This is a genomic window from Nocardia barduliensis, from assembly GCF_013315795.1.
Classification (GTDB): Bacteria; Actinomycetota; Actinomycetes; order Mycobacteriales; family Mycobacteriaceae; genus Nocardia; species Nocardia barduliensis.
Genome location: NZ_JABLTE010000019.1, coordinates 35,191 through 59,725 on the forward strand (window position 1 = coordinate 35,191; position 24,535 = coordinate 59,725).

Here is a 24,535-nt window from a genome sequence, read left to right on the forward strand (position 1 = left end):
CGCCGGTCTTGTCTCCCGTGGGCCACCCGGCGCGGATGCGCGTACAGCAGCGCCGCGGCCGCGAGCGTCTTGGAGATCTGGCACCCGGCACACACCGGGCAGAACAACATCGGCCGGACACGCCGAAGGCAGGCGCACGCCGTGGCGCGCACCTGCCTTCCGTGCGATCAGTCCGCGAGCCCGGCGCGCACGCCCTCCTCGACCCGCTTGCCGAGGTCGGCGTCCACGTTCTTCCAGTACTCGAAGACCCGGCTGAGCACCGGCTCGCGCACACCGCCGAGCACATGACCGACGATGTTGCCTACCAGCCGCTCGCGCTGCGCGTCGTCGAGCACTTCGCGCACGAGGGTGCCCGCCTGGGTGAAGTCACCGTCCTCGGCGTGCCTGACGTAGCCCGCCCGGACGATGGCCGGGTCGAAGTCCCAGATGCCGCCGTCGGGCGCCTTCTCCGGGTCGGCGTGCGGGCCGCCGAACGAATTCGGCGCGTACACGGGGACGCTCGGGTCGTTGTAGTAGTAGCGCATGGCGCCCTCCTTCGAGTAGGAGTTCACCTCCGCCGCCCTGGCCTGGTTCGGCGGCAGCTGCGCGTAGTTCGCGCCGATGCGGTAGCGGTGCGCGTCCGCGTAGGCGAAGACGCGGCCGAGCAGCATCTTGTCCGGCGAGAAGCCGATGCCGGGCACGACATTCGACGGCTCGAACGCGGCCTGCTCGATGTCGACGAAGTAGTTGCGCGGGTTGCGGTTCAGCGTCCACTTGCCGACCTCGATCAGCGGGTAGTCCCGGTGCGACCACACCTTGGTCAGGTCGAACGGGTTGAACCGGTAGCCATCGGCCTCCGCGACCGGCATGACCTGCACGTACACCGTCCAGCTCGGGAACTCGCCGCGCTCGATCGCCTCCCACAGATCCTTGCGGTGGTAATCGGCGTCCTCGCCCGCGATCCGGTCGGCGTCGGCCTGGGTCAGGAACTCGATGCCCTGGTCGGTCTTGAAGTGGTACTTGACCCAGAAGCGCTCGCCCGCGGCGTTGACCCACTGGTAGGTGTGCGAACCGTAGCCGTTCATGTGCCGGTAGGTCTTCGGGATGCCGCGGTCGCCCATCAGCCAGGTCACCTGATGGGCGGTCTCCGGACGCAGGGTCCAGAAATCCCACTGCATGTTGTGGTCGCGAAGGCCGTTGCCGGGCAAACGCTTCTGCGACCGGATGAAGTCGGGGAACTTGATCGGGTCCTTGATGAAGAAGATCGGCGTGTTGTTGCCGACGAGGTCGTAGTTGCCGTCCTCGGTGTAGAACTTCACCGCGAAACCGCGCGGGTCACGCCAGGTGTCCGGGCTGCCCTGCTCACCGGCCACGGTGGAGAACCGCGCCAGCGACTCCGTGCGCGCACCCGGCTGGAACAGCTTCGCCTTGGTGTACCCGCTGACGTCGTTGGTGACGACCAGCTCACCGTATGCGCCCGCGCCTTTCGCGTGCACGATGCGCTCCGGCACCCGTTCGCGGTTGAACTGGGCCAGCTTCTCGATGAGGTAGTGGTCGTGCAGCAGGATCGGGCCTTGCGCGCCCGCGGTGAGCGATTCGTCGTCGCTCTCGACCGGGATTCCGGTGTTCGTGGTCGTCGGTTTGGTCATGGAGTCTCCTCGGCTGGTGAACATCGTCCCGGGAGGGCTGCCCGGGCATGAGAGGGTGGACCGCTACTGGGAACGGCACGTCGGGCACAGTCCCCAGAAGACGACCTCGGCTTCATCGACCACGAATCCGTGAGCGTCCGAGGGGTCCAAGCAGGGGGCTGCGCCCACAGCGCAGTCGACATCGGCGACCGCACCGCAGCTTCGGCACACCAAATGGTGGTGGTTGTCACCGATCCGGGTCTCGTACAACGCGGACGAGCCCGCAGGCTCGATGCGGCGCAGGATTCCGGCGCGCACGCAAGTGCGCAAGACGTCGTAGACCGCCTGTGTCGACACCGAACCCAGCGCTTCCCGGACGGTGGCGGCCACCGTGTCGGCATCCGAATGCGGCCGCGCCGCGACCGCGTTCAGCACAGCGATCCGCGGGGCGGTGACCCGCATCCCCGCTGCTCGCAGCCACTCGCGGGGAGCGGCGCCATTGGTGTGCATGCTTCGATTCTGGCCCTTTTCTGGAATAAGTCAAGAAAACAATCTGGAATCAGTCAAGAAAACTTCCGGCACGAAAAGGAGGGCCTACCGGCCGGGACACACCCGTCACAGCGCCTCGACCGGGCCGAATCCAAGTGGCGAGCGTCACAAATCAGTGCCGGAATAGGTTGCCGGGACCCGTGGTTGAACCCCCTGTCGGCGTCCGGACAGCCCCGGGCCGCACCCTTTGTCGCTTCGAGCGACCACCCGCCGAGAGGCGCTTGTGGGACGTCGACACCCGAAGTCGGCGTCCGGACAGCCCCGGGCCGCATCCCCTTCGTCGCTTCGAGCGACCACCCGCCGAGAGGCGCTTGTGGGACGTCGACCACGGTTGCGGCACCGGCATGGTGTCCGAGCTCACGGCGCCGCCGGGTTCCTCGCGAACCCGGCGGCGCTGTCATGTCGTACGCCCGTCGAGCCTCGTCATGAACTCCGGTCGGTCCACCGCTCGGTCTTCGCCGCCGCGTACCTGTGCTGCGGGGTCGGGGACGGTGCGGGAGGATGCGTCGTATGAAGGCGCAGGACGAGACCTTGCACCGCAGGCTCGGGCTCACCGATTCGGTTGTCATCGGCTTGGGCGCGATGGTGGGGGCGGGGATATTCGCGGCGCTGGCGCCCGCGGCGGCTTCGGCCGGAAGCTGGTTGCTGGTTGCGCTCGCGGTGGCGGCGCTGCTTGCGTACTGCAACGCGATGTCGTCGGCGCGGCTGGCGGCGCGGTATCCCGTATCCGGTGGGACGTATGTATACGGACGGGAGCGGCTGGGACCGTTCTGGGGATATCTCGCGGGGTGGGGATTCGTCGCCGGGAAGACGGCCTCCTGTGCGGCGATGGCGCTCACCGTCGGTAGCTACGCCTGGCCCGAGCAGGCCCATGCCGTGGCGGTCGGCGCAGTGGTGGCGATCACCGCCGTGAACTACACCGGGGTACAGAAGTCGGCGTCGGCCACGCGGGTGCTCGTCGCGCTGGTGCTCGCGGTGCTGGCCGCGGTGATCGTGATCGGGCTGGCCGGAACGCACTCGGCGGCAACGGCCTTGCCCGACCGGATCGGTCCGCGTGACGTGCTCACCGCGGCGGGACTGCTGTTCTTCGCGTTCGCGGGATACGCCCGCATCGCCACGCTCGGCGAGGAGGTACGCGAACCGCGAACCACCATTCCCCGCGCCGTCATGATCGCGCTCGGAATCGCCCTCGCGGTCTACACGCTGGTGGCGGTCGCGGCGCTGAGTGTGCTCGGCTCGGCCGGGCTGGCCCAGGCCACCGACCCACTGGCGCGAATGGTCGGTGCGGCGGGCGTCCCAGCGGCCGCCCCGGTGGTGCGGATCGGCGCGGTGCTCGCGGCGGCCGGATCGCTGCTCGCACTGGTCCTCGGCGTATCGCGCACGGTGCTCGCCATGGCGCGGGACCGTTACCTGCCGGGCGCGCTCGCCGCTGTGCATCCGCGGTTCGGCGTGCCGCATCGCGCGGAACTGGTGGTCGGAGCGATCGTCGCCGTGGTCGCCGCACTCTTCGATCTGCGCGCTGCCATCGGGTTTTCCTCGTTCACCGTGCTCTTCTACTACCTGATCGCCAATATCTGCGCCGCGACGCTCACCGCCGAGGAGAATCGCCCGCCCCGGTGGATACCGGTAGTCGGTGCGGTGGGCTGTGTGGTCGTCGGGTTCTCCCTGCCCCTGGGTTCCGTCCTCGGCGGGCTCGGGGCGCTGGCGATCGGCACGGCGCTCTACGCACTGGGTAGGCGCTACCGCCGATGACGCCGAACCCAGCCAACCGTCGCCCCCGCCTGTTGACCGACTGAACAGGCCGAAGAGCGCTAGCCTTTTGCGCATGGGGCGTTTCGGTGGATTCCTGGCAGGAATCGCGGCGGTTTCGCTGGTGGCGGGCAATCTCTTCGCGGCGAATGCGGTCGCCGCGCCCGGCGATCACGTGCGGTGCGCCGTCACTTCGGGACGTGACCTGGAGCGGGCGGCGCCGGAACAGGTCGGGCTGGATTCCGCGAAGCTGCGCGAGGCGATGACGTTCGCGGCCGGGCGAAACCGTTTCAACGTGCAGGTGTTCCGGCACAACTGCCTCATCGGCGAGGGGCTGACGAACAACCAGACCGGCAATGTGGCATGGAATATCTGGAGTTCGACCAAGAGCGTCGTCTCCTTGCTCGCCGGAATCGCCTGGGACCAAGGCAAGCTCGAACTCGGCGCACCGATCGACCGCTACCTGCCCGCGGGCCTCGGCGACGCGGAACACCGGTCGATCACCGTCGAGAACCTGCTCACCGAGACCTCGGGCATGCGGGTCGGCGTGCTGACCGAGGGTGTCACCGGCGTCATCCCGATCGACCCGGACAGCCCGGTGCAGGCGCTCGGCGTGCCGCTGGACAATCCGCCGGGCACCGTCTTCACCTACAGCCAGCGCAACGTCGACCTGCTGGCCTACGTGCTGGAACTGGCCGTCGGCGAACCGCTGCAACAGTTCGCGCAGCGCGAATTGTTCGATCAGCTCGGCATTCCCCGCAGTGACTACTACTGGGCCCGCGACCGCTCCGGGCACACCTACGGCTACGCGCACCTGATGATTCCGCCGAACGACTTCGCGAAGCTGGGTCTTTTGGTGAGCAACGACGGGCGGTGGGGCGAACAGCAGATCGTCTCGCTCGACTACCTGCGGAAGGCACGCACGCCCTCACCCGCGAACGCGTGCTACGGATACCTGTTCTGGCTCGGCAGCGGTTGCGCCGAGATCGCGGACTACCTGCCCGAGGACGTGTACGCGATGGCGGGCCTGGGGTTGCAGAACGTCTTCGTCATTCCGAGTCTGGATCTCACGGTGGTGTGGACCGGCGTCTTCGGAAACGTCAGCGGCCAGGGCTTGTCCGGAATCGTGCAGAACACGCAGGAACTGCCTTACGAGTTCTTCCGCAAGGTGTTCGACGCGTTCTACGACCGTCCGGTGCCCGACCCGGGCCCGTACGTCGAACCGCCGTTGCGGCTGGACCCGCGGCGCTTCGTCGACACGGACATCCTGATCGCCGTGTTCGGCATCGGGCCCGCCGCCTATCCGGGCTGCAATGTCTTCGCGTGCCTGAATCAACCGCTCGCCCCGCCGTTCGCGGATACCCCGCCAGGGTGCGCCATCCTCGCCTGCCTCGGCACCGACCCGCGCACCCCGGGTATCCGCTGAGCGACGCGTCGTGAACTACCGGGCGGTGGACAAGTCCGTGACCCAGCCGTGCACGCTGTCGGTGCGCAGTGCCGCGTGATGACGTTTGCGCAGCGCCTGGGAGATCGGGCCGGGCACACCGTCCGCGACCACGCGTCCGTCCACCTCGACCACCGGTGCCGCACCGGCCGACGTTCCGGTCACGAAGACTTCGTCGGCGATGTACAACTCGGTGAGGTCGACGGTGCGTTCGACCACCGGAATGCCGTCTTCGGCCGCCAAGGTGAGAACGGTCCTGCGATTGATGCCGTCGAGGATGTCGCAGGAGACGTCCGGAGTGATCAGCGTGCCGTTGCGAACGAGGAAGATGTTCGCCGCGCTGAGTTCGCAGACGTGCCCGTTGCCGTCGAGGAAAACGCAATCGTCGTAGCCGCTGTCGATCGCGTCCTGTTTGGCCAGAACCGAATTCACGTATGCCCCATTGACTTTCGCGCGAGACGGTATCGCGTTGTCCGGAATGCGGCGCCACGGGCTTGACTTCAGGCGCATGCCGTCCTGCGGGACGATCGGCACCGCGTCGTAGACGAACATGCTGACCTGAATCGCACAGCCCCGCACCCGAGTGCCCGGAATGGACTCGACCACGTGCACCGTCGCCCGCACGAAAACGTCCGCACGCGGAGCATTCACCGCGATCAGTTCCACGACGGTCGCACGGAACCGCTCGAAATCCCACTCCGCCGCGAACCGATCGATCCCGATGATCTTGCAGGACTCCTCGAGCCGACGGAAATGGTCGTCCAAACGGAATGCCGTCCGCGCTGCCCCATCCACGTGCACCGGGAAGACGGTGTAGACACTGAGCCCGTACAGCACCGCCGACGACGCGACCCCCACCGTGGCGGCATCAGCCGCAACGAACCGGTCGCCGAGAAACACATGAGGATGAGGATGAGCCATCGGCGCAGGCTAACAGTCGCGCTGTGCGCCGAGCCAGGCGATTTTCCACCGGCCGGCACGCATCAGTCGTGGTGCTTGCCGACCTTGGCGATCCAAATCGCATCGTCCACGACTCGATAGACGATGCGATGTTCCTGCGTGATGCGGCGTGACCAGTACCCCGCCAAGTCGTGCTTCAACGGCTCAGGCTTGCCGATGCCCTGGAAGGGATCGGCCAGGATCGCTTTGATCAAGACATTGACCTTCTTCAGCACGAGCCGGTCGCGCTGCAGCCACGCCGAGTATTCCTCCCATGCGGATTCGGAGAAAACGACCTTCATTCGATGAGGTCGCGTTCGACGCCGCCTCCGCCTTCGAGTTCCTGGATCGATCGGCGTAGACGAGCACCGTCGCGCCCGCTCAACAACTCCACGGTGGTCATGAGCGAGTCGTAATCATCCTTCGACATCAGCACAGCGTTCCCCCCTTTCGACACGATCTCGATCGTGTCGTGATCCTCGTTGACCATCCTGATCAGGGGGAACAAGTTTCTGCGCGCTTCACTCGCGGTAATCGCCGAAGCCATGATTCCTCCCAGCAAGTAGTACAACATATGGTACCACTGCGCCGCCGTGCGCCCGATGCCCCTGATCCGGAAACGACGAACGGACCGCGAGAATCTCGCGGCCCGTTCGAAGGGGAAAGTTCTCAGCGGTTGCTGAGCAGCACTTCGGCGATCTGGATCGTGTTGAGGGCGGCGCCCTTGCGCAGGTTGTCACCGGAGATGAACAACGCGAGTCCGCGGCCGTCCGGCACACCCGGGTCCTGCCGGATGCGTCCGACGAGCGAATCGTCGATGCCCGCGGCGGCCAGCGGCGTCGGCACGTCGACCAGCTTGACGCCCGGGGCCTTGGCCAGGATCTCCTTGGCGTGCTCGGCCGAGAGCGGTTCGGCGAATTCGGCGTTGATCGACAGGGAGTGACCGGTGAAGACAGGCACGCGCACGCAGGTGCCGCTGACCGCCAGATCCGGGAGGCCGAGGATCTTGCGGCTCTCGTTGCGCAGCTTCTGATCCTCGTCGGTCTCCCCGGAGCCGTCGTCGACCAGCGAACCGGCCAGCGGAAGCACGTTGAACGCGATCGGCGCGACGTACTTGTTCGGCGCGGGGAAGTCCACGGCGCGGCCGTCGTGAGTCAACTGCTCGGCGTCGTCGATCACCGCGCGGGCCTGGCTCGCCAGTTCTTCGACACCGGCCAGGCCGCTGCCGGAGACCGCCTGATAGCTGGACACGATCAGCCGGCGCAGACCGGCGATGTCGTGCAGCGGCTTGAGCACCGGCATGGCCGCCATGGTGGTGCAGTTCGGGTTGGCGATGATGCCCTTGACCAGGTTGCGGGTCTGCTCCGGGTTCACCTCGCTGACCACCAGCGGGACCTCGGGGTCCTTGCGCCACGCCGAGGAGTTGTCGATCACCGTGACACCCGCCGCGGCGAAACGCGGCGCTTGCACGCGGGACATGGTGGCGCCCGCCGAGAACAGCGCGATGTCCAAGCCGGACGGATCCGCGGTCTCGGTGTCCTCGACGACGATCTCCCGGCCGCGCCAGGGCAGCGTCTTGCCCGCCGAACGCGCGGACGCGAAGAAGCGCACCTCGTCGGCCGGGAAGTTGCGCTCGTCCAGCAGCTTCCGCATGACGGCGCCGACCTGTCCGGTCGCGCCGACGACTCCTACCCGAATACCCATGGCTTATCGCCCCGTTCCGGCGTGGACCACCGCGACCTCGTCGCCGCCCAGGTCGAACGCCTTGTGCAGCACCTGGACCGCCTCGTCCAGCTCGGTGTCCTTGACCAGCACGGAGATCCGGATCTCCGAGGTGGAGATCAGGTCGATGTTCACACCCGCTTTGGCCAGCGCCTCACAGAAGGTGGCGGTGACGCCGGGGTGGCTCTTCATGCCCGCGCCGACCAGCGACACCTTGCCGATGTGGTCGTCGTAGAGCACCTGCGAGAAGCCGATCTCGGACTGACGCTTGGTCAGCATCTCGACCGCGCGGGCCCCCTCGGACTTGGGCAGCGTGAAAGTGATGTCGGTCTTGCCGGTCTCGATCTTCGAGATGTTCTGCAGGACCATGTCGATGTTGATCTCGGCGTCGGCCACGGCGCGGAACACCTTGGCGGCGTAACCCGGCTCGTCCGGCAGCCCGACCACGGTCACCTTGGCCTCGCTGCGGTCGTGCGCGACGCCAGTGAGGATTGCTTGCTCCAAGGGGATGTCCTCCATCGATCCGTAAACGTAAGTGCCCTGCTTGTCGGTGTAGGACGAGCGCACATGCACGGGCACGTTGTAGCGGCGGGCGTATTCGACGCAGCGCAGCATCAGCACCTTGGCGCCGCAGGCCGCCAGTTCCAGCATCTCCTCGTAGGAGACCTGCTCGAGCCGCTGCGCGTCGGGCACGATCCGCGGGTCGGCGGTGAAGACGCCGTCCACGTCGGTGTAGATCTCGCAGACGTCCGCGTCCAGCGCGGCGGCCAGCGCGACGGCCGTGGTGTCCGAACCGCCGCGGCCGAGGGTGGTGACGTCCCTGCTGTCCTGGCTCACGCCCTGGAAGCCGGCGACCAGCACGACGAGGCCCTCGTCCAGCGCGGCGCGCACGCGGCCAGGGGTGACGTCGATGATCTTCGCGTTGCCGTGCGCACCCGTGGTGATCACCCCGGCCTGCGAGCCGGTGAACGAGCGGGCCTCGGCGCCGAGGGAGTGGATGGCCATGGCGACCAGCGCGTTGGAGATGCGCTCACCCGAGGTGAGCAGCATGTCCATCTCGCGGGCCGGCGGCGACGGCGCCACCTGCTGGGCGAGATCGAGCAGCTCGTCGGTGGTGTCGCCCATGGCGGAGCAGACGACCACCACATCGTGGCCCTGCTTCTTGGTCTCCACGATCCGTTCAGCGACGCGCCGGATCCGCTCGGCGGTCGCCACCGAGGATCCTCCGTACTTCTGAACCACGAGAGCCACGACAGGGTCCTCCAAGATCGACAACAAACTGGTAACAGTCATTCAGACTACCGGCCGAGGCCAGCGGTTTTGCCGCTACCTACCCGGCTTGTGGAAAAACCCACAGCCGCATCCGATCCCGATCGCACCGCGCGCACCGCCGCGGATGAGGGACGATGTGCGCATGAAGAGCACGCTGCTCGAGGTGCGAACGGGTCACCGGGAAGTGGTACAGGACATCACGCCGCAGTGCGCGACCTTCGTGCGCGAAGCGGGCGGCGACGGACTGCTGCACGTCTTCGTGCCGCATGCCACCGCCGGGATCGCGATCATGGAACTCGGCGCGCGCAGCGACGACGACCTGCTGGCCGCCCTGCGCGATCTCCTGCCCGCCGACGACCGGTGGCGGCACGCCCACGGCTCCCGCGGGCACGGGCGCTCGCATGTGATGCCCGCGCTGATCCCGCCGTATGCGACGGTCCCGGTGCTGGGCGGAGCACTCGCCCTGGGCACCTGGCAGTCGATCGCGCTGGTCGATCTCAACGTCGACAACCCCGACCGGCAGGTGCGGTTGTCCTTTCTCACCGACGCGGGCTGACCCGGTCCGGTCGCATTCCGCCCCCGGGCGGCGGCCTGCGGACGACAGCCTCGTCTCGCAGCCGCCTCGGCCGAGTGGACCGGGCGCCCGCTCACGCCCGGGTGAACCAGCTGACCTGGACTCCGCCGCCGACTTCGGCGCGCCGGGTCGGCCGGAACAGCGTCGGACGGAACTCGCCCGCGAAACCGGGCACGCCGGTGCCCGCGACGACCGGGTAGCTCTTGATCACCAGCTCATCGATCTCCTCCAGTAGCGCGGCGGCGAACTTACCGCCGCCCGCCAGCCAGATGTCCAAACCGTCCTGCTGCTTCAGCTCGCGGACCAGCCCGACCGGGTCGGCCTCGACCAGTACGACGGACGGGTCATCGATCCGGCCGAGCGTGCTGGACACCACGTACTGCTTCATGTGGGCATACGGGCTGGTCACGCCGATGGCGATGGCTGGGTCGTAGGTGCCCCGGCCCATCACCAGCGTGTCGAATTTTCGGTTGGGCGCGTCCACGGCGATGCCGACGTGCGGCCGGACGTGGGTGGGCAATGTCTCCGGATACTCGGCGCGCAGCCAGTCCCACATATCGTCGGAGAGCGGGTAGAAGTCGAGTTCACCTTTCGGGCCAGCGATGTAGCCGTCGAGGGACAGACCGACGAAATAGACGAGTTTTCGCATGCGGAATCCTCTCGAGAACCGACGGCGGGGTCAGGCCCGCTCGAACCAGGTGACCTGCGCGCCGTTGCCGAACTCCTTGCGCCGCGCGGGGGTGAACAAGGTGGGCCGGAACGCGCCGGAGAACGCGGAGATGCCGCCGCCCGCGACGACCGGATAGCTCTTGATGATCATCTCGTCGATCTCGCCGAGCAGTTGGGCGGCGACGTTGCCGCCGCCGGCGAGCCAGATGTCCCCGCCTTCGGCCTGCTTCAGGCCGCGCACCAGCCCGACCGGATCACGCTCGACCAATTCGACGGCCGGGTCACCGATCCGGCCGAGAGTGCTGGACACCACGTACTGCTTCATATGCGTGTACGGGCTGGTCGCGCCCTCGGACAGGCCGGGTTCGTAGGTGCCGCGCCCCATCACGACGGTGTCACACCGTTTGTTCGGCTCGTCCACCGCCATGCCAACGCCCTGACGCAGATGAGTGGGCACGAACTCGGGATATTCGCTGATGCTCCAGGCCGTCATCTCGGCGTCCCAGGGGTAGAAGTCGTACTGCCCCTGCGGGCCCGCGATGTAGCCGTCCAGCGACACGCCCACGTAGTAGACCAGTTTTCGCATGTAATTACCGCCCAACTCGTTGTACTCTGTTCGTAGTGATTTGAAGGTAGTACTACGAATGGAGTGGTGTCAAGTGCGGACCAACCCGGAACGTCGGCAGGCGCTGGTCGACGCCGCGATCGAAGTCCTCGCCCGCGACGGCGCACGCGGACTGACCTTCCGCGCGGTGGACAAAGAGGCCGCCGTACCGGCGGGCACGGCATCGAACTACTTCGCCAACCGCGACGACTTGCTGACCCAGGCGGGCCGCCGTTTCTACGAGCGGCTACAGCCGAGCGCGGACACCGTGGCCAAGCTGACCGGCGGGCCGAAGACCCGCGCCAACATCATCGAGTTGATGCGGGAGACGGTCGGACGCATCGAGGCGTTCCGCACCGGCTACCTGGCGCTGCTGGAATTGCGCCTGGAGGCGACGCGGCGGCCCGAGTTGCGCGCGGTGCTGACCGAGCGGGTGCGCGAGGACATCGAGTACAACGTGCGCAATCACCTGGAAGCGGGCCTGCCCGGCGACGAGAAGTCGGTACTGCTGCTCTACCTGGCGCTGAACTGGCTGATCGTCGATCGGCTCACGTTGCCCGAGGTGTTCACCGAGGAGCAGAGCCAGCAATTGATCGAAACCGCGGTCGAGCGGGTCATCGGCACGGCGGACTGAACCGGACCCGCCGCACTTGCCGCGAGTGGTTGTGACCCGCAGCACTGCCGTTCGATAATGGGGCGATGATGGCACATGTAGGAGATCGACTCTGCGTGCACGGGCACGTGGTGGGAGAAGTGGATCACCTGGCCGAGATCATCGAGGTCCGCGGACCGGACGGGACGCCACCGTACGTGGTGCGGTTCTCCGACGGTCACGAGTCGCTGGTGTATCCAGGGCCCGACGCGATCGTCGAGCCCGCCACGTCGGAATAGACGTTTCGCCGGGTGCGAGCGGAGGCGGCGCCTTCGCTCGGACCCGGCGCTAGCCGACGAGCTTCGTCCGACCGCGCGGGTCAGGCGCGTCGCCTGCCGCGGCGCGTCAGCGCGAAAGCAAGGATCACCGCGATCAGCACCCTGCTCGCGGTCTCGATGATCGCGTTGACGTCCACGGCCGGGTGCCAGGTGAGTTCCCCGTCGCGCAGCACGAACGCGCCGACCGGCTTGGCGCCCACGCCGAATGCCGCGCCTTCGCCCGCGCCCTCCCCGTCGGGACCGTTCCCGGTACCGCCGCCCCCACCGCCGCCGCCTCCGACCGCGGCGGCGGGAATGATCGTCGCCCCGCCGGATTCGTACGGCTCGCCGTATACCCGGCGCACCGTGATCGCGTCCCGGGTCTGCGCCAGCAGTTCGGCGTATTTCATGACAACCTCCCGACCGGACCGACGGCATCGGATACCGACGATCATTCGGCTCCGATCCTAGGCGCGCGAACCCCCACGCGAACCCCTCCTTCCATCCGGAAGATGTTCCCGCGGTTGCCGATCGCCGATCTCGACCAGATAACGGCACGTTTCCGGTTAGCCGAGATTCCTCCTGCCACAGTCAATTTGACGAACCGGACAAAACGCGGAGACAATCGGGCGGACTTGTTCCATCCGGGGGTCGGAGGTATGCCATGCGCACCAAAACGGATATCCGATTCTTCGTCGACACCGATCCCGAACAGGTCATGGACGCTCTGACGGCGGTCGAATCCCTTCCGGAATGGTCGTCCTCCTACAGCGACGTGCGGGTCGCCACCCGCGACGCACGGCGCAGGCCGCGGCGCGTCTTTCTCGCGGCGGAACTGCTGGGCAGCTCGGATCTTCAAGTACTGGAATACGATTGGACCGACGACCGGACCTCCTGGACCGTCGCCGACAGCACCCGCGGCGTCCGAGGCGGCGGCTTTTTCGAGGTGTCCGACAGCGTGGACGGCACACACGTCTGGTACCACGTCGAGCTCTATCTGCCCCTCCCGGTTCCGGGATTTCTGCTCAAACGCACCTTCCGCAAGGCCAACGAAGTGGTCGTGGAGTGTTTCATCGATTTCGCCGAGCGGTTCCCCCAGAGCGAGACATATCAACCCGTGTAGCTGCGGCGCTGTGCTCTGCGCGAAATCGGCGGCCGAGCGGGGCAGCGAACCGGCGCCGAACCGATCGGGGTGCGACGATGAGCGGCATGATCGGTTCCAAACGAGTGCGGTTCCAGCCGATGGCCGAAGGCGCCTCGGTAACCCAGCTCGAGCTGTTCTTCGACCTGGTGCTCGTCTTCGCGTTCACCATGGTCACCGGCTTGGTCGCGAACGAAACCAACGCGAAGAACGCGCTGCGCGCGCTGCTGGTGCTCGCGGTGATGTGGTGGCTGTGGATCGCCTACTCCTGGCTGGGCAACGTGGTCCGGGCCGACGAGGGCCTCGCGCGGGTCGCGATGTTCGCGGCCATGGGCGGGGCGTTCCTCGCCGCGCTCACCATCCCCGAGGCGTTCGACGACGCGCCGGGCGGATGGTTCGGGCCCTTGGTCTTCGCCATCGCCTATCTGGTCGTGCGATTGGTGCACTTCGGGATTTTCTGGCTGGCCAGCGCCGAGGACCCGCAGTTGCGCAACCAGCTGCTGCGCTGGGCGCTCGGTTCGATCACCCTCGGCACCACGCTGCTGGTGGTCGCCGCGATGACCACCGGCAAGGTGCAGATCGCGCTGTGGATCGCCGCGATCGCGGGCGACTACCTGTGGACGCTGTTCGCCGGTACCGATTGGCGGTTGAATTCGGCCAGGCATTTCGTCGAACGCTACGGGCTGATCATCATCGTCGCGCTCGGTGAATCGATCGTCTCGATCGGCATCGGGGTGGCCGGTCTGCCGATCTCCTGGCCGATCGCGCTCGCCTCGCTGCTCGGCCTGGCCGTGTCCGGTCTGCTGTGGTGGGCGTATTTCGACGTCGCGGCCTTGGCGGTGGAACACGAACTCGTCCACGCCGAGGGCAGGCGGCAGATCAAGATCGCGCAGGGTTCCTACACCTTCTGGCATTTCCCGATGATCGTCGGGATCATCGCGCTGTCGCTCGGGCTGAAGAAGGTCCTCTACTACGTCGGGGACTCCGCGGACCACACCCTGAAGGACGCGCTGTACGGAATTCCGCTCTACGCCCTCTACGGCGGCGTCGCGCTGTACCTGATCGCCCTGATCGGGTTCAAGCACTTCGCCACGGGGGCCGTCACGGCGCCGCGAGTGATCGCCGTGGTGGTGCTGCTGGCCCTCATCCCGCTGGCGTGCGCCCTGCCCGCGCTGGCGTCGCTGGCGCTGCTGTGCCTCGTGCTGGTCGCGCTGATCGCCTGGGAAACCGTGCGTTTGGCGCAGCCGAGGGACGCGATCAGGCACGCGGTAGCCGAGTGACGCGCTGCGCCACGCAGTCCTCGTCGGGCGTGCGCCCGTACGCGGACGGCGGCACCCGGACACCGTCGCGGACCGCGTCGCGAATCTGATCGATGTTCTCCCGCAACATATCCGCGACGAGTTCGTCGGTGCGCGGATCTTCCAGCACCTGGAACACGATGCGGAAGCTGGTGTCGGCGATCAGCCGGATGATCTCGTCGTGGAACGGGATGTAGCGCACCCGGCCCGCCTGCGGGTCCTTCTTGATCAGCTCCAAGATCATCTCGTCCAGCTCGGCGCGGTTCTCCTCCAGGGCGGCCGCGATATTGCGGGTGTAATGCCCGGTGCGCAGCACCTGCGCCACCTCGTCCATCACCGCGATCGTCATCGGACGGCGAATGGTGTCGACGATGGTGGCCACGAACCGGTTCACCACGGCGGCCGTCACCCGGTCCCCGAACACGCGGTCGGCCACCCTGGCCAGCCGCACGACGATCACCACGATCCGCAACAACCGGAAACCCCGGAAGAACGGGCTGGTCACCGGGATCATGCCGACGACCTCGTACCAGTAGACGAACGGGAAGGTCCACGGCCAGCCCGCGCGGCGCCAGCGCCACAGGAACTCGGCCGCGAACACCGCGCACAACGCCCAGTCCACGACCACGATCACCTGATAGGTGCGCCCGGAGACGGGGAAGAAGGTGATCCAGCCCACCAGCGCCACGGAGACGACGGCCAGCGCGAGCATCACGAAATCGGTCCACAGCATCGGCGGCTTGCGTGGATAGTCCTGCGGCTGTTGCGGTTCCCGCAGACCGTATCTGTCGACGGACGAACTCTCGATGCCCGAGCTGGAGCTGGGAGCGGACACTGCGGATCCCTTCGACGCCGAACGGTGCCGCCGACATTAGTACGCGAAAAGCATGCTCGGCACAGTTGGCGATACACCCAGGAGCAACGCCGACCGGGTTGCCGCGCCCGGCGCCCGATCGGTCAGCGACCGGCGCGAACGATCGCCTCGATATTGCGTTCGGCCAGCGCGGCGATGGTGAGCGACGGGTTGACCGTTCCGGTGCTGCCGGGTATCGCGGCGCCGTCCATCACGTAGAGGCCGGGATGGCCGTGCACCCGGCCGTGGCCGTCGGTGGCCCGCCCCAGCACCGCTCCCCCGAGCGGATGCGCGGTGAACAGCGCGTTCGCGTCGTAGCCGAGAGCGCTGTACTCGACGAGGGCGTCCGCTCGTTCGGCGATCCGGCGATCGACCGCCCTGGCCGCGGCCACGGTGTCGTCCCGGTTCTTGGTCGACCAGCTCAGCCCGACCCGGTTGGTGGCCCGGTCGTAGCCGAACCGGGTGCGGGTCGGGTCGAGCACCATGCCGAGCGAGGCGAGCGCGCCGGTCTCGAACGGGATGCCCGGGATGTACCAGCTCTCCAGCGTCAGCGGCACGCCGGACTCGTCGAAGATCCGGCTCGCGCTCGGCACGCCTTGCCCGTGCCCGGCCAGCGCGCTGGCGCCCCTGGCGAGCACCACGTCACCGTTGGTGCCCCAGCCGTCGCCGACATGTTCGTTCAGGTTCGGCAACGCACCGGTGGCCTGGGCGCGCACCAGCAGTTCGGAGGTGCCGATCGAGCCCGCGCCGAGGAAGAGCCGATCACAGGTGAGGGTGCGGGTGCCGAGCACGTCGCCGGTCGGCGACAGCTTCGCCACGGTGACCGCGTAGCGGCCGCCGGACTCCTGCGCGATGGCGTCGACCCGGTGGCCGGGGAAGACCCCGCACCGGCCGGTGCCCTGCGCGTACGCCAGGTAGTTCTGGTTCAAGTCGAACTTGGCACCGTTGGAGTTGCCCAGGTTGCTTCTGGCCGCGGTGGCCGAAGCCCTTGTCGCGCCAGCGAGTTCGCCGCGCAGGATGTCCCAGTTGAAGATCGAGTCGTTCGCCTGCGGTTGGTAGCCGGCCTTGCGCACCTGGTCGTCCCAGGCGCGCGAGTGCGCGAACGGCGAGGAGTTGTAGATGTCCGCGGGCATCGGGCTCAGCCGCAGCATCTCCCGCACGCGCGGGTAGTAGACGCGTTCCATCTCGCCGTAGTCGACGGTGCCACCGAAGACGTGGTCGAAGAAGCGGCGCTGCGGGGCGATCATGGCTCCGCTGAAGATCACCGAGCCGCCGCCGACCGCGGCCGCGCGCCACACATCGATGCCCGAGTACTCGGTGCAGTCCAGCACGCCGCCGAAACTGGCGAACTGCATGGGCACCTTCGTCACGCCGGTGAAGTGGGTGCGGTGCCAGAAGCCGCGGCCGTCGGGCAGGTCGTCGCCGGTGAAGATCTCGCGCCACGGGTCGTTCGGCCAGCGTGACCCGCGTTCCAGCACGGTGGTGGCGATCCCGGCCTCGGCCAGGCGCAACGCCGACACCGCGGCGCCGAAACCGGAGCCGACGACGATCGCGGGCGAATGCTCCGGCGGATCGGGAATCGGGGCGAAGATCTCCGGCACCCAGGTGCGGAACAGACCCTCCCAAACCGGGTCGGCGTGCGCCACGCCCGTCCCCGCCGTCGTTCCTACAGCACCGAGCAGGGCGGCCGTGCCCACCGCCTTGAACAAGGCACGTCTACGCACCGGTCACCTTCCATCATCAGGCTTAGCGTGCGCAGATTACCGGTATTCCCGTTTTGTGAACAGATATCCGTTTTTGCTATCGACCGAACGGCAGCTCGTCCGGGCGGCAGGTCGCCCCGGGGGCCGGTAGCTGCAAGTCGACGAGGTAGCGCTCGCGCAGCTTCCGGGTGCAGTCGTTGAGCGGGGTGTGCCCGTACCCGTCCTCGACGACGACCAGCCGGGCGTTCACCAATTCCTGCTGTGCGCGCCGAGCGTCACCGAGCGAGGTCACCGGGTCGAATCGATTGTTGACCAGCAGAGCCGGGGTGTCCGACCGCAGGATCCACGGCCCGGTATACCGCTGCGCGTATCCCTCCGGCGGGGACGGCCAGGACGCGCACGGCTGACGCAGCGACAACCAGAACGCGCCGTAGGTCGGGCTCACCCTCGCCAGATCCCGTGCCATCGCGGGCCATTGGCCGGAGTCACGCGGAAAGGCGTTGTCGGCACAGGAGATCGCGATGAACGAGTCGAGGAAATCGTACGGTTGCTCGGTGGCCGCGAGGATCTGTCCCACGGCGACGGGGTCGCCCGCCGGGCCGCGCTCCAGTTCGGCGAGCAGTCGGGCCAGGGCGGGCCAGCCCTCCTGCGCGTCGTACAGCAGCAGCGCATGCGACGAGAGCGCCTCGGCGTAGGTGACCGTCCGCGCCCGCTCGCCGGTCCCCACCACGAGGGGCGTCGCGCGAAGACGTTGCAGCACAGCGTCGTTGCGCTCCCGCAGATCGGTGGGGCGGACGAGATCGCCGGCGCCACCCTGCGCCGAGGCCCCGGTCCCGCCCGGCTGGGCGGCGAACGCGCAACCCGCCGGGCCCGCCTCCGCGCACAACCGCAGGAATTCGTCGAAGACCTCTTCGGTCCCGGCCGCGGCGCGCTCGATGGCGCGCCGGGTGTCGTTGGTGTACGCGTCCGGTTCGATCATCGATGCCAGGTGCAGCGCCCGTACCCGATCGCCGAACAGCGCGCCGTACACCTGGCCCAGATAGCTCGCGTAGGAACCGCCCTCGTAGGTCAGTTGCGGATCGCCGACGGCCCGGCGCAGCAGGTCGAGGTCGCGCGCGGCGTCGACGGTGGTCAGGTGCCCGAGCAGCGCGCCGCCGTGCGCCGCGCAACCGGCGGCCAGTTCGCGGCTCGCGGTGTCGGCCGCGCGCTCCTGCTCGGGATTCACCGGCGGCAGCACCGCGGCGGACCAGAACCGGCGCTGCTGTTCGGCGTCCGCGAAACAGCGCACCTGCCCGCTGCGGCCGACCCCCCGCTGATCGAAGGTGATCACGTCGAAGCGGCGCGCGAGTTCGCCGCCGAGCAGTTCCCCCTTCGCCGCCCAGCGCAGTCCCGACCCGCCCGGACCGCCGACGGCGGAGAACAGCGTGCCGATCCGCCGCTGCGGGTCGGTGGCCTCCTGACGCACCACCGCCAGCCCGAGGGTCGGGCCGTCCGGGTGCGCGTAGTCCACCGGCACCTGCGCGGTCGCGCACTGGAACCTGTTCAGCCCCGGCTCGGCGCAGGGCGCCCAATCCAACCGGGGCGTCGGCACCGCGTCGGCCTGCGCGGCCAGGTCCGCTACCGCCGATTCGTGTCGGCTCGGCGGCCCGCCACAGCCGCTCAACGCGGGTAGCAGCCCGGCGAGGGCGGCGACGATGACGATCTTCCAGCTAGGCACGGCTCTCATCCTGAGGCCCGCGCCGGGCAGCCGTCGTCAGCCTGAGGATTGACATCCGACCCTGAGATCGCCTCCGCTAGGACGTCACCAGGCGGATCACCGCGATCAGGCCGACCACCACGATGACGGCCCGCAGCAGGGTCGGCGGCATCCGCCTGCCCAGCCGCGCGCCGAGCTGTCCGCCCAGAATCGAACCCAGCGCGATCAGCGCGACGGCCTGCCAGTTCACGTCCGCCACGACGATGAAGATCAGCGCCGAGACCGCGTTCACGATCAAGGCCAGCGCGTTCTTCACCCCGTTGAGGCGCTGGATGTCGTCGTGCACGAAAACGCCGAGCAACCCGATCAGCAGCACGCCCTGGGCGGCGCCGAAGTACCCGCCGTAGACGCCCGCGGCGAAGATCGCGGCGAACAGGATGGGGCCGCCGTGCTCCGGTACGGGGGCGTCGTCGTTCTCCCGGCGGCGCCTGACCCAGCTCGCCAGCCGCGGCTGCACGACGACCAGCACCAGCGCCACGATGATCAAGATCGGCACGATCGCCTTGAACGCACCGGCGGGCAGGACCAGCAGCAGCACCGCACCTGTGATGCCGCCGAGCAGCGAGGCCGTGCCCAAGCGCGTCAGCCGGTCGCGCTGGCCCGCGAGTTCGCGGCGGTACCCGTGCACGCCGCTGATCGAACCGGGGACCAGACCGATGGTGTTGGACACATTCGCCGTCACCGGCGGGAGGCCGAACGCCAGGAGAACGGGAAAAGTGATCAGCGTGCCCGAGCCGACGATAGTGTTGATGCCGCCCGCCGCAATGCCGGCACCGAAGACGGCCAGTTGCTCCAGCCAGGTCATAGCCAATCCTTCGACGTCCGGTCGGACCCCCGGGCCCGTACCAGCGTTGTCCACTGCCGGACCGAACGGTAGCGGTGTCGTCGGATCACCCGACGACGGGACCTCCCTTTCCGGCGGTATGCCGGCACGGTAAACTCTCGGACATCATGCAGCGGGCACTTCTTCTCGACCGCCGCGACGGGGTCTGATCGGACCGGCTCCCGTCGCGGGGTTTTGCCGCGCCGGTCGACCCAGCCCATTGGGAAAAACGACATCCTCGGGAGAAACCGCCCATGTCCCCTGCTGACGCGTTCGTATCCACCACCCGCTCGATCACGGCGCCGAGCAAACCCGCTCCGGCCGACCAGCCCGGGTGGAACCGACAGAAGAACTCCTCGATGCCGACGTTCCGCTATCGGCCCTTCGCCGAGGAGGTCGAGCCGATCACGCTGCCCGACCGCACCTGGCCGGACAAGGTCATCGACCGTGCGCCCGGCTGGTGCGCGGTCGACCTGCGCGACGGCAATCAGGCGTTGATCGACCCGATGAGCCCGGCCCGCAAGCGCCGCATGTTCGACCTGCTGGTGCGGATGGGCTACAAGGAGATCGAGGTCGGCTTCCCCTCGGCCAGCCAGACCGATTTCGACTTCGTCCGCGAGATCATCGAGGACGGCGCGATCCCCGACGACGTGTCCATCCAGGTGCTCACCCAGTGCCGTCCGGAACTGATCGAACGCACCTTCGAAGCCTGCGCGGGCGCGCAGAACGTCATCGTGCACTTCTACAACTCCACCTCCATCCTGCAGCGGAAGGTGGTGTTCCGCGCCGATCGCGACGCGGTGAAGAAGATCGCCACCGACGCCGCCGCCCTGTGCCTGGAGATCGAGCAGCGCTACCCGGACACCAACTGGCGTTACGAGTACAGCCCGGAGTCCTACACCGGCACCGAGCTGGAATACGCCAGGGACGTCTGCGACGCGGTCTCGGCGATCATCGCGCCGACGCCGGAGAAGCCGCTGATCATCAACCTGCCCGCCACCGTGGAGATGGCCACCCCGAACGTGTACGCGGACTCGATCGAGTGGATGAGCCGCAACCTGGCCCGCCGCGACGCGATCGTGCTCTCGCTGCACCCGCACAACGACCGCGGCACCGCCGTCGCCGCCGCCGAGCTGGGCTACCAGGCCGGCGCCGACCGGATCGAGGGCTGCCTGTTCGGCAACGGTGAGCGCACCGGCAATGTCTGCCTGGTCACCCTGGGGATGAACATGTTCTCCCGGGGCGTCGACCCGCAGATCAACTTCTCCGACATCGACGAGATCCGCCGCACCGTCGAGTACTGCAACCAGCTGCCGGTGCACGAGCGGCACCCGTACGGCGGCGACCTGGTCTACACCGCGTTCTCCGGCAGCCACCAGGACGCGATCAACAAGGGCTTGGACGCGATGAAGGCCACGGCCGACGCCGCCGAGTCGGATGTCGCCGACATCACCTGGGAAGTGCCCTATCTGCCGATCGACCCGAAGGACGTCGGCCGCACCTACGAGGCGGTCATCCGGGTCAACTCGCAGTCCGGCAAGGGCGGCGTCGCCTACATCATGAAGACCGACCACGGCTTGGCGCTGCCGCGGCGGCTGCAGATCGAGTTCTCCCAGGCGATCCAGAAGATCACCGACGGCGAGGGCGGCGAGGTGACGCCCAAGGAGATGTGGGACGTCTTCCACGAGGAGTACCTGAGCCCGATCCGCCCGTTGGAGCGGATGCGCCAGAAGGTCACCGCCTCGGAGACCGACGGAGGCGTCGACTCGATCGTCGCCGTGGTGAAGGTCGACGGCGTCGAGCAGGAGATCACGGGCAAGGGCAACGGACCGCTCGCCGCGTTCGTCGACGCGATCGCCGCGGTCGGCTTCGACGTAGAGGTGCTGGACTACTCCGAGCACGCCATGTCCGCGGGCGATGACGCGCAGGCCGCAGCCTATGTGGAGTGTGCGATCGGCGACCGGGTGGTCTGGGGCGTCGGCATCGCCACCTCGATCACGACCGCGTCGCTGCGCGCGGTGGTGTCGGCGGTGAACCGGGCGCACTGACAGCGCATTCCGCTGCCTCCGGACGGGCGCCGCGACGGTTCCACCGCGCGGCGCCCGATCCCGGTGGGGCAGACCGCTTGTCAGGGGCCCTGTCGTTCCCCACCTCCGGCACGCACCGCGCCACGGCGTAGCGAACCCCGTGCTAGCGTTGGATTCGCACTCCAAGCGCCGAGCTCTCTGCTCGAATTCCCGAGCAGATGGGGGAACCGTGACAACAAACGACCACAATCCGACCTCTCCGCCCTGGCTGCAGAGTCATTCCGTGGATACGGCCGAAGTCAGCGACGCGGAGTCATCGGCCACCGATGCGTCGGCCGAACCGGCGGGCGGCGCGGAAGCGCAGACACCCGACTTGGCGGACGGGCCGGTCCAGCCGGACGCGCAGCCCGAACAGCCGGAGCCGCAAGGCTCGACGGAGCAGACCACGGTCTATCCGCAGGCTGCCGTGCCGACGCAGTCGTGGGCTCCCCCGCAAGCCGGACCTGCCGAGCCGTACGGTTCGTACGCCCCGCCGAGCGCGGGCGCGTATCCGCCGCCCTCGCCCTTTCCGGGGGAACAGTTCCCTACCGGCGCATTTCAGCCGCCGTCGAGTCACAGCGGTAACCACCCCATTGCCACGCCGCCGGACGGGCCGCATGCCGGTTACGGCGAGTACCGCCAGGAGATCGGCGGCGACGGCTTGGTCCGGCTGGTACCCGTCGACTCCGGCCCACCCGAATCCGCTGCGCCGCAATCCGATCAGCCCAGCGGCCCGATCTACAGCTGGGCGCCGCCGCCCCCGCCGGTGACGCATCAGCCGCCGCCGCCCGCCTACCAGCCGCCGCCCCCGCCCCTGATGGGGCAACCGCAAGGCCAAGGTTGGCCGGGCGGACCGAATCCGCATCAGGCCGCCCAGCCGTTCCAGCCGCAGCATCTGCCGCAGCCCGGACAGCCGGGACATTCGGTGAACGATCTGAACCTGCTCCGGCGGGCCCGCAGAGCGCCGCGCAGCGGTTGGCGCCGCGCCGTGCACAAGGCGTCGGGCGGCATGATCAACCCGGGCGAGTCGGCGGCCGACATCGTCTACCAGGACCTCGTCGACCGGGTGAACCAACCGGTGCGCGGTGACTACCGGATCGCGATCCTCTCGCTGAAGGGTGGCGTCGGGAAGACCACAACCACGGTCGGTCTCGGCTCCACCTTCGCCTCCCAGCGCGGCGACCGGGTCATCGCGATCGACGCCAACCCCGACCTGGGCACGCTCGCGCACCGGGTGCCGCGCCAGACCCGCTCCACCGTGCGCAATCTGCTCGAGGATCAGCACATCACCAGGTACTCCGACGTGCGGGCGCACACCTCACAGGCGCCGAGCCGCTTGGAAGTGCTTGCCAGTGAACAGGATCCGGCGGTATCCGAGGCGTTCAGCGAAGCGGACTACCGCAAGGCGATCGGCATCCTGCAGTCGTTCTACAACATCATCCTGACCGACTGCGGCACCGGTCTGATGCACTCCGCGATGGCGGGCGTGCTGGATATGGCGAGTTCGCTGGTGCTGGTCACCTCGCCCGCCATCGACGGCGCGCGCAGTGCGTCGGCCACGCTGGACTGGCTGGATCACCACGGCTACGGCAAGCTGGTGGAGCGAACGGTCGTGGTGGTGAACGCTTCCCGGCGCGGCGCGTCCACTGTCGATCTCGACCAGCTGCGCAAGCTGTTCCTCGACCGCACCCGCGCGGTGCAGGTGGTCCCGTTCGACGACCATCTGGCCGAGGGCGCGGAGATCGATCTGGAGCTGGTGAGCAAGCCGACGCGGCGGGCGCTGCTGGAGCTGGCGGCGATGGTCGCCGACGACTTCGGCTACGTCAGCTCCCAGGCGCAGCACCCCTACCGGCAGCACCAGCCGCCGCAGGGATTCTGATCGGTTCGCGGTGCCTGCTCGACATCGCCGCTCGGGGTCAACCTCGTGCGGCGATGTCTTTTCCGCTCACCGTCCCCGCGTCGGCGGTCGCGATCGCGGCGGCCGATTCGAAGGCGGCGAGCACGGCCGCGACCGCCGGACGGGCCTCGGCGCGCGGGCGGGTGGCCAGTTCGTACATCCGGGCGGCCCGCACGCCGGACAGCCGTAGCACCGCGAGGTCGGGGTGTCCCACGGCGTAGCGCGGCATGAGCGCGACGCCGTAGCCGGTGGCGACCAGCGTCTCGATGACGCGGAAATCATTCAGGCGCTGGGCTATTCGCGGCTGGACTCCGGTCACGGTCGCGATCGAGCGCAGCACGTCGTCGACCGGGAAACCGCCACGCACGCTCAACCAGGTCTCGTCGGCCAATTCCTCCGGCGCGACTGCCGAGCGGTCCGCGAGCCGATGGGTCGGCGCCGCCACCACATCGATCGGCTCGCGCATGAGCGCCCTGGTCGCGACGCGCGGGTCGGCGATCGGCGCGGCGCGTTCGTCGCGGTGGGTCAGGACCACGTCGTAGTCGGCGAGCAGGCGCGCCACCTCCGACGGCGGCACGTCCTCGTCTCGCGCGAGGACCTCGACACCGCTGTCCACCATGCCCGGCAGCACATGGGGCAGCAGCAGCGCACCGCCCGAGGGAAACACCGCGACCCGGACCCGCCCGCGCGGCGAGCCACGATAGTGCGCCATCTCGGCGACCGCGCGGTCCATCGCGGCGAGCACCTCGTCGGCGCGCACCACCAGCGCGCGGCCCGCATCGGTGAGCCGCACGCGTCTGCCGTCCGGTTCGAGCAGGGCCACCCCGGCTTCCCTGGCCAGCACCTTGAGCTGTTGTGAGACGGCGGAGGGCGTCATCGACAGCGCCGAGGCCACGGCGGCGACGGTGCCGCGATCGGCGAGCTCGCGCAGCACACGGAGCCTCTCCAGCGCCATGGGCG

At 68.4% G+C, this 24,535-nt stretch carries 24 protein-coding genes; 9 read left to right on the forward strand and 15 right to left on the reverse strand.

Going from position 1 to position 24,535, the window contains the following annotated elements:
• Positions 1 to 167: 167 nt before the first annotated feature.
• Complete coding sequence (locus HOV91_RS11055; protein ID WP_174185355.1) at positions 168 to 1,628, reverse strand: catalase; 1,461 nt, start codon at positions 1,626 to 1,628, stop codon at positions 168 to 170.
• A 63-nt stretch (positions 1,629 to 1,691) separates the two neighbouring features.
• On the reverse strand, positions 1,692 to 2,117 hold the full coding sequence (locus HOV91_RS11060) for a Fur family transcriptional regulator (RefSeq protein ID WP_174185356.1): 426 nt from the start codon (positions 2,115 to 2,117) through the stop codon (positions 1,692 to 1,694).
• Positions 2,118 to 2,666: 549 nt separating this feature from the next.
• Here HOV91_RS11060 and HOV91_RS11065 point away from each other — a divergent pair.
• Positions 2,667 to 3,908 (forward strand): APC family permease, encoded by a 1,242-nt coding sequence (locus tag HOV91_RS11065; protein ID WP_174185357.1) that lies wholly within the window; start codon positions 2,667 to 2,669, stop codon positions 3,906 to 3,908.
• Between the two features lie 73 nt (positions 3,909 to 3,981).
• Positions 3,982 to 5,331 (forward strand): serine hydrolase domain-containing protein, encoded by a 1,350-nt coding sequence (locus HOV91_RS11070; RefSeq protein WP_174185358.1) that lies wholly within the window; start codon positions 3,982 to 3,984, stop codon positions 5,329 to 5,331.
• A gap of 15 nt (positions 5,332 to 5,346) precedes the next feature.
• On the opposite strand, the gene HOV91_RS11075 is transcribed toward HOV91_RS11070, so the two are convergent.
• From HOV91_RS11075 to HOV91_RS11095, 5 genes are all read right to left on the reverse strand, one after another.
• Positions 5,347 to 6,270 carry an aminotransferase class IV gene (locus HOV91_RS11075; RefSeq protein WP_174185359.1) on the reverse strand — a complete coding sequence of 308 codons (924 nt, stop codon included), beginning with the start codon at positions 6,268 to 6,270 and terminating at the stop codon, positions 5,347 to 5,349.
• Positions 6,271 to 6,332: 62 nt separating this feature from the next.
• On the reverse strand, positions 6,333 to 6,590 hold the full coding sequence (locus HOV91_RS11080) for a Txe/YoeB family addiction module toxin (RefSeq protein WP_174185360.1): 258 nt from the start codon (positions 6,588 to 6,590) through the stop codon (positions 6,333 to 6,335).
• Complete coding sequence (locus HOV91_RS11085) at positions 6,587 to 6,850, reverse strand: type II toxin-antitoxin system Phd/YefM family antitoxin (protein WP_312884560.1); 264 nt, start codon at positions 6,848 to 6,850, stop codon at positions 6,587 to 6,589. Before HOV91_RS11085 ends, HOV91_RS11080 begins: the two co-directional genes overlap by 4 nt.
• Before the next feature lie 107 nt (positions 6,851 to 6,957).
• Positions 6,958 to 7,992 (reverse strand): aspartate-semialdehyde dehydrogenase, encoded by a 1,035-nt coding sequence (locus HOV91_RS11090; protein ID WP_174185361.1) that lies wholly within the window; start codon positions 7,990 to 7,992, stop codon positions 6,958 to 6,960.
• Positions 7,993 to 7,995: 3 nt separating this feature from the next.
• Entirely contained in the window at positions 7,996 to 9,261 is a 1,266-nt protein-coding gene (locus tag HOV91_RS11095) for an aspartate kinase (protein ID WP_174185362.1), read from the reverse strand.
• Positions 9,262 to 9,424: 163 nt separating this feature from the next.
• On the opposite strand from HOV91_RS11095, the gene HOV91_RS11100 reads away from it, so the two are divergent.
• Complete coding sequence (locus HOV91_RS11100; RefSeq protein ID WP_174185363.1) at positions 9,425 to 9,838, forward strand: secondary thiamine-phosphate synthase enzyme YjbQ; 414 nt, start codon at positions 9,425 to 9,427, stop codon at positions 9,836 to 9,838.
• Between the two features lie 91 nt (positions 9,839 to 9,929).
• On the opposite strand, the gene HOV91_RS11105 is transcribed toward HOV91_RS11100, so the two are convergent.
• Both HOV91_RS11105 and HOV91_RS11110 read right to left on the reverse strand, forming a co-directional pair.
• Positions 9,930 to 10,505, reverse strand: a complete 576-nt coding sequence (locus HOV91_RS11105; RefSeq protein WP_174185364.1) for a dihydrofolate reductase family protein — start codon at positions 10,503 to 10,505, stop codon at positions 9,930 to 9,932.
• Between the two features lie 30 nt (positions 10,506 to 10,535).
• The gene (locus HOV91_RS11110; RefSeq protein ID WP_174185365.1) at positions 10,536 to 11,111 is read right to left on the reverse strand and encodes a dihydrofolate reductase family protein; all 576 of its coding nucleotides are present in this window, start codon (positions 11,109 to 11,111) and stop codon (positions 10,536 to 10,538) included.
• Positions 11,112 to 11,169: 58 nt separating this feature from the next.
• On the opposite strand from HOV91_RS11110, the gene HOV91_RS11115 reads away from it, so the two are divergent.
• Positions 11,170 to 11,763: a TetR/AcrR family transcriptional regulator gene (locus tag HOV91_RS11115; RefSeq protein WP_174185366.1), complete on the forward strand. Its 594-nt coding sequence runs from the start codon at positions 11,170 to 11,172 to the stop codon at positions 11,761 to 11,763.
• A 65-nt stretch (positions 11,764 to 11,828) separates the two neighbouring features.
• Positions 11,829 to 12,020, forward strand: coding sequence for a DUF1918 domain-containing protein (locus tag HOV91_RS11120; protein WP_174185367.1), 192 nt, complete (start codon positions 11,829 to 11,831; stop codon positions 12,018 to 12,020).
• A gap of 80 nt (positions 12,021 to 12,100) precedes the next feature.
• On the opposite strand, the gene HOV91_RS11125 is transcribed toward HOV91_RS11120, so the two are convergent.
• On the reverse strand, positions 12,101 to 12,448 hold the full coding sequence (locus tag HOV91_RS11125) for a spore germination protein GerW family protein (RefSeq protein WP_174185368.1): 348 nt from the start codon (positions 12,446 to 12,448) through the stop codon (positions 12,101 to 12,103).
• Positions 12,449 to 12,702: 254 nt separating this feature from the next.
• Between HOV91_RS11125 and HOV91_RS11130 the strand changes: the two genes are divergently transcribed.
• Together HOV91_RS11130 and HOV91_RS11135 are read left to right on the forward strand one after the other, a co-directional pair.
• Positions 12,703 to 13,161, forward strand: a complete 459-nt coding sequence (locus HOV91_RS11130; protein WP_174185369.1) for an SRPBCC family protein — start codon at positions 12,703 to 12,705, stop codon at positions 13,159 to 13,161.
• Positions 13,162 to 13,247: 86 nt separating this feature from the next.
• Positions 13,248 to 14,459, forward strand: a complete 1,212-nt coding sequence (locus HOV91_RS11135) for a low temperature requirement protein A (RefSeq protein ID WP_174185370.1) — start codon at positions 13,248 to 13,250, stop codon at positions 14,457 to 14,459.
• On the opposite strand, the gene HOV91_RS11140 is transcribed toward HOV91_RS11135, so the two are convergent.
• From HOV91_RS11140 to HOV91_RS11155, 4 genes are all read right to left on the reverse strand, one after another.
• Positions 14,437 to 15,312, reverse strand: a complete 876-nt coding sequence (locus tag HOV91_RS11140) for an ion transporter (RefSeq protein WP_438822651.1) — start codon at positions 15,310 to 15,312, stop codon at positions 14,437 to 14,439. The two genes, HOV91_RS11135 and HOV91_RS11140, sit on opposite strands and share 23 nt — an antisense overlap.
• 122 nt (positions 15,313 to 15,434) lie before the next feature.
• A complete protein-coding gene (locus HOV91_RS11145) occupies positions 15,435 to 17,054 on the reverse strand; it encodes a GMC oxidoreductase (protein WP_174185371.1) in 1,620 nt (539 codons plus the stop codon).
• A 76-nt stretch (positions 17,055 to 17,130) separates the two neighbouring features.
• Positions 17,131 to 18,759: an alpha/beta hydrolase gene (locus tag HOV91_RS11150; RefSeq protein WP_174185372.1), complete on the reverse strand. Its 1,629-nt coding sequence runs from the start codon at positions 18,757 to 18,759 to the stop codon at positions 17,131 to 17,133.
• Positions 18,760 to 18,826: 67 nt separating this feature from the next.
• Positions 18,827 to 19,594 (reverse strand): sulfite exporter TauE/SafE family protein, encoded by a 768-nt coding sequence (locus tag HOV91_RS11155; protein ID WP_174185373.1) that lies wholly within the window; start codon positions 19,592 to 19,594, stop codon positions 18,827 to 18,829.
• Between the two features lie 272 nt (positions 19,595 to 19,866).
• Between HOV91_RS11155 and leuA the strand changes: the two genes are divergently transcribed.
• Together leuA and HOV91_RS11165 are read left to right on the forward strand one after the other, a co-directional pair.
• Positions 19,867 to 21,660, forward strand: coding sequence for a 2-isopropylmalate synthase (leuA, locus tag HOV91_RS11160; protein ID WP_174185374.1), 1,794 nt, complete (start codon positions 19,867 to 19,869; stop codon positions 21,658 to 21,660).
• Between the two features lie 262 nt (positions 21,661 to 21,922).
• Positions 21,923 to 23,557 (forward strand): MinD/ParA family ATP-binding protein, encoded by a 1,635-nt coding sequence (locus tag HOV91_RS11165; RefSeq protein WP_174185375.1) that lies wholly within the window; start codon positions 21,923 to 21,925, stop codon positions 23,555 to 23,557.
• Between the two features lie 37 nt (positions 23,558 to 23,594).
• Here the strand turns inward: HOV91_RS11165 and HOV91_RS11170 are convergent, their stop codons facing one another.
• The gene (locus tag HOV91_RS11170) at positions 23,595 to 24,530 is read right to left on the reverse strand and encodes a LysR family transcriptional regulator (RefSeq protein WP_174185401.1); all 936 of its coding nucleotides are present in this window, start codon (positions 24,528 to 24,530) and stop codon (positions 23,595 to 23,597) included.
• Positions 24,531 to 24,535: the final 5 nt, after the last annotated feature.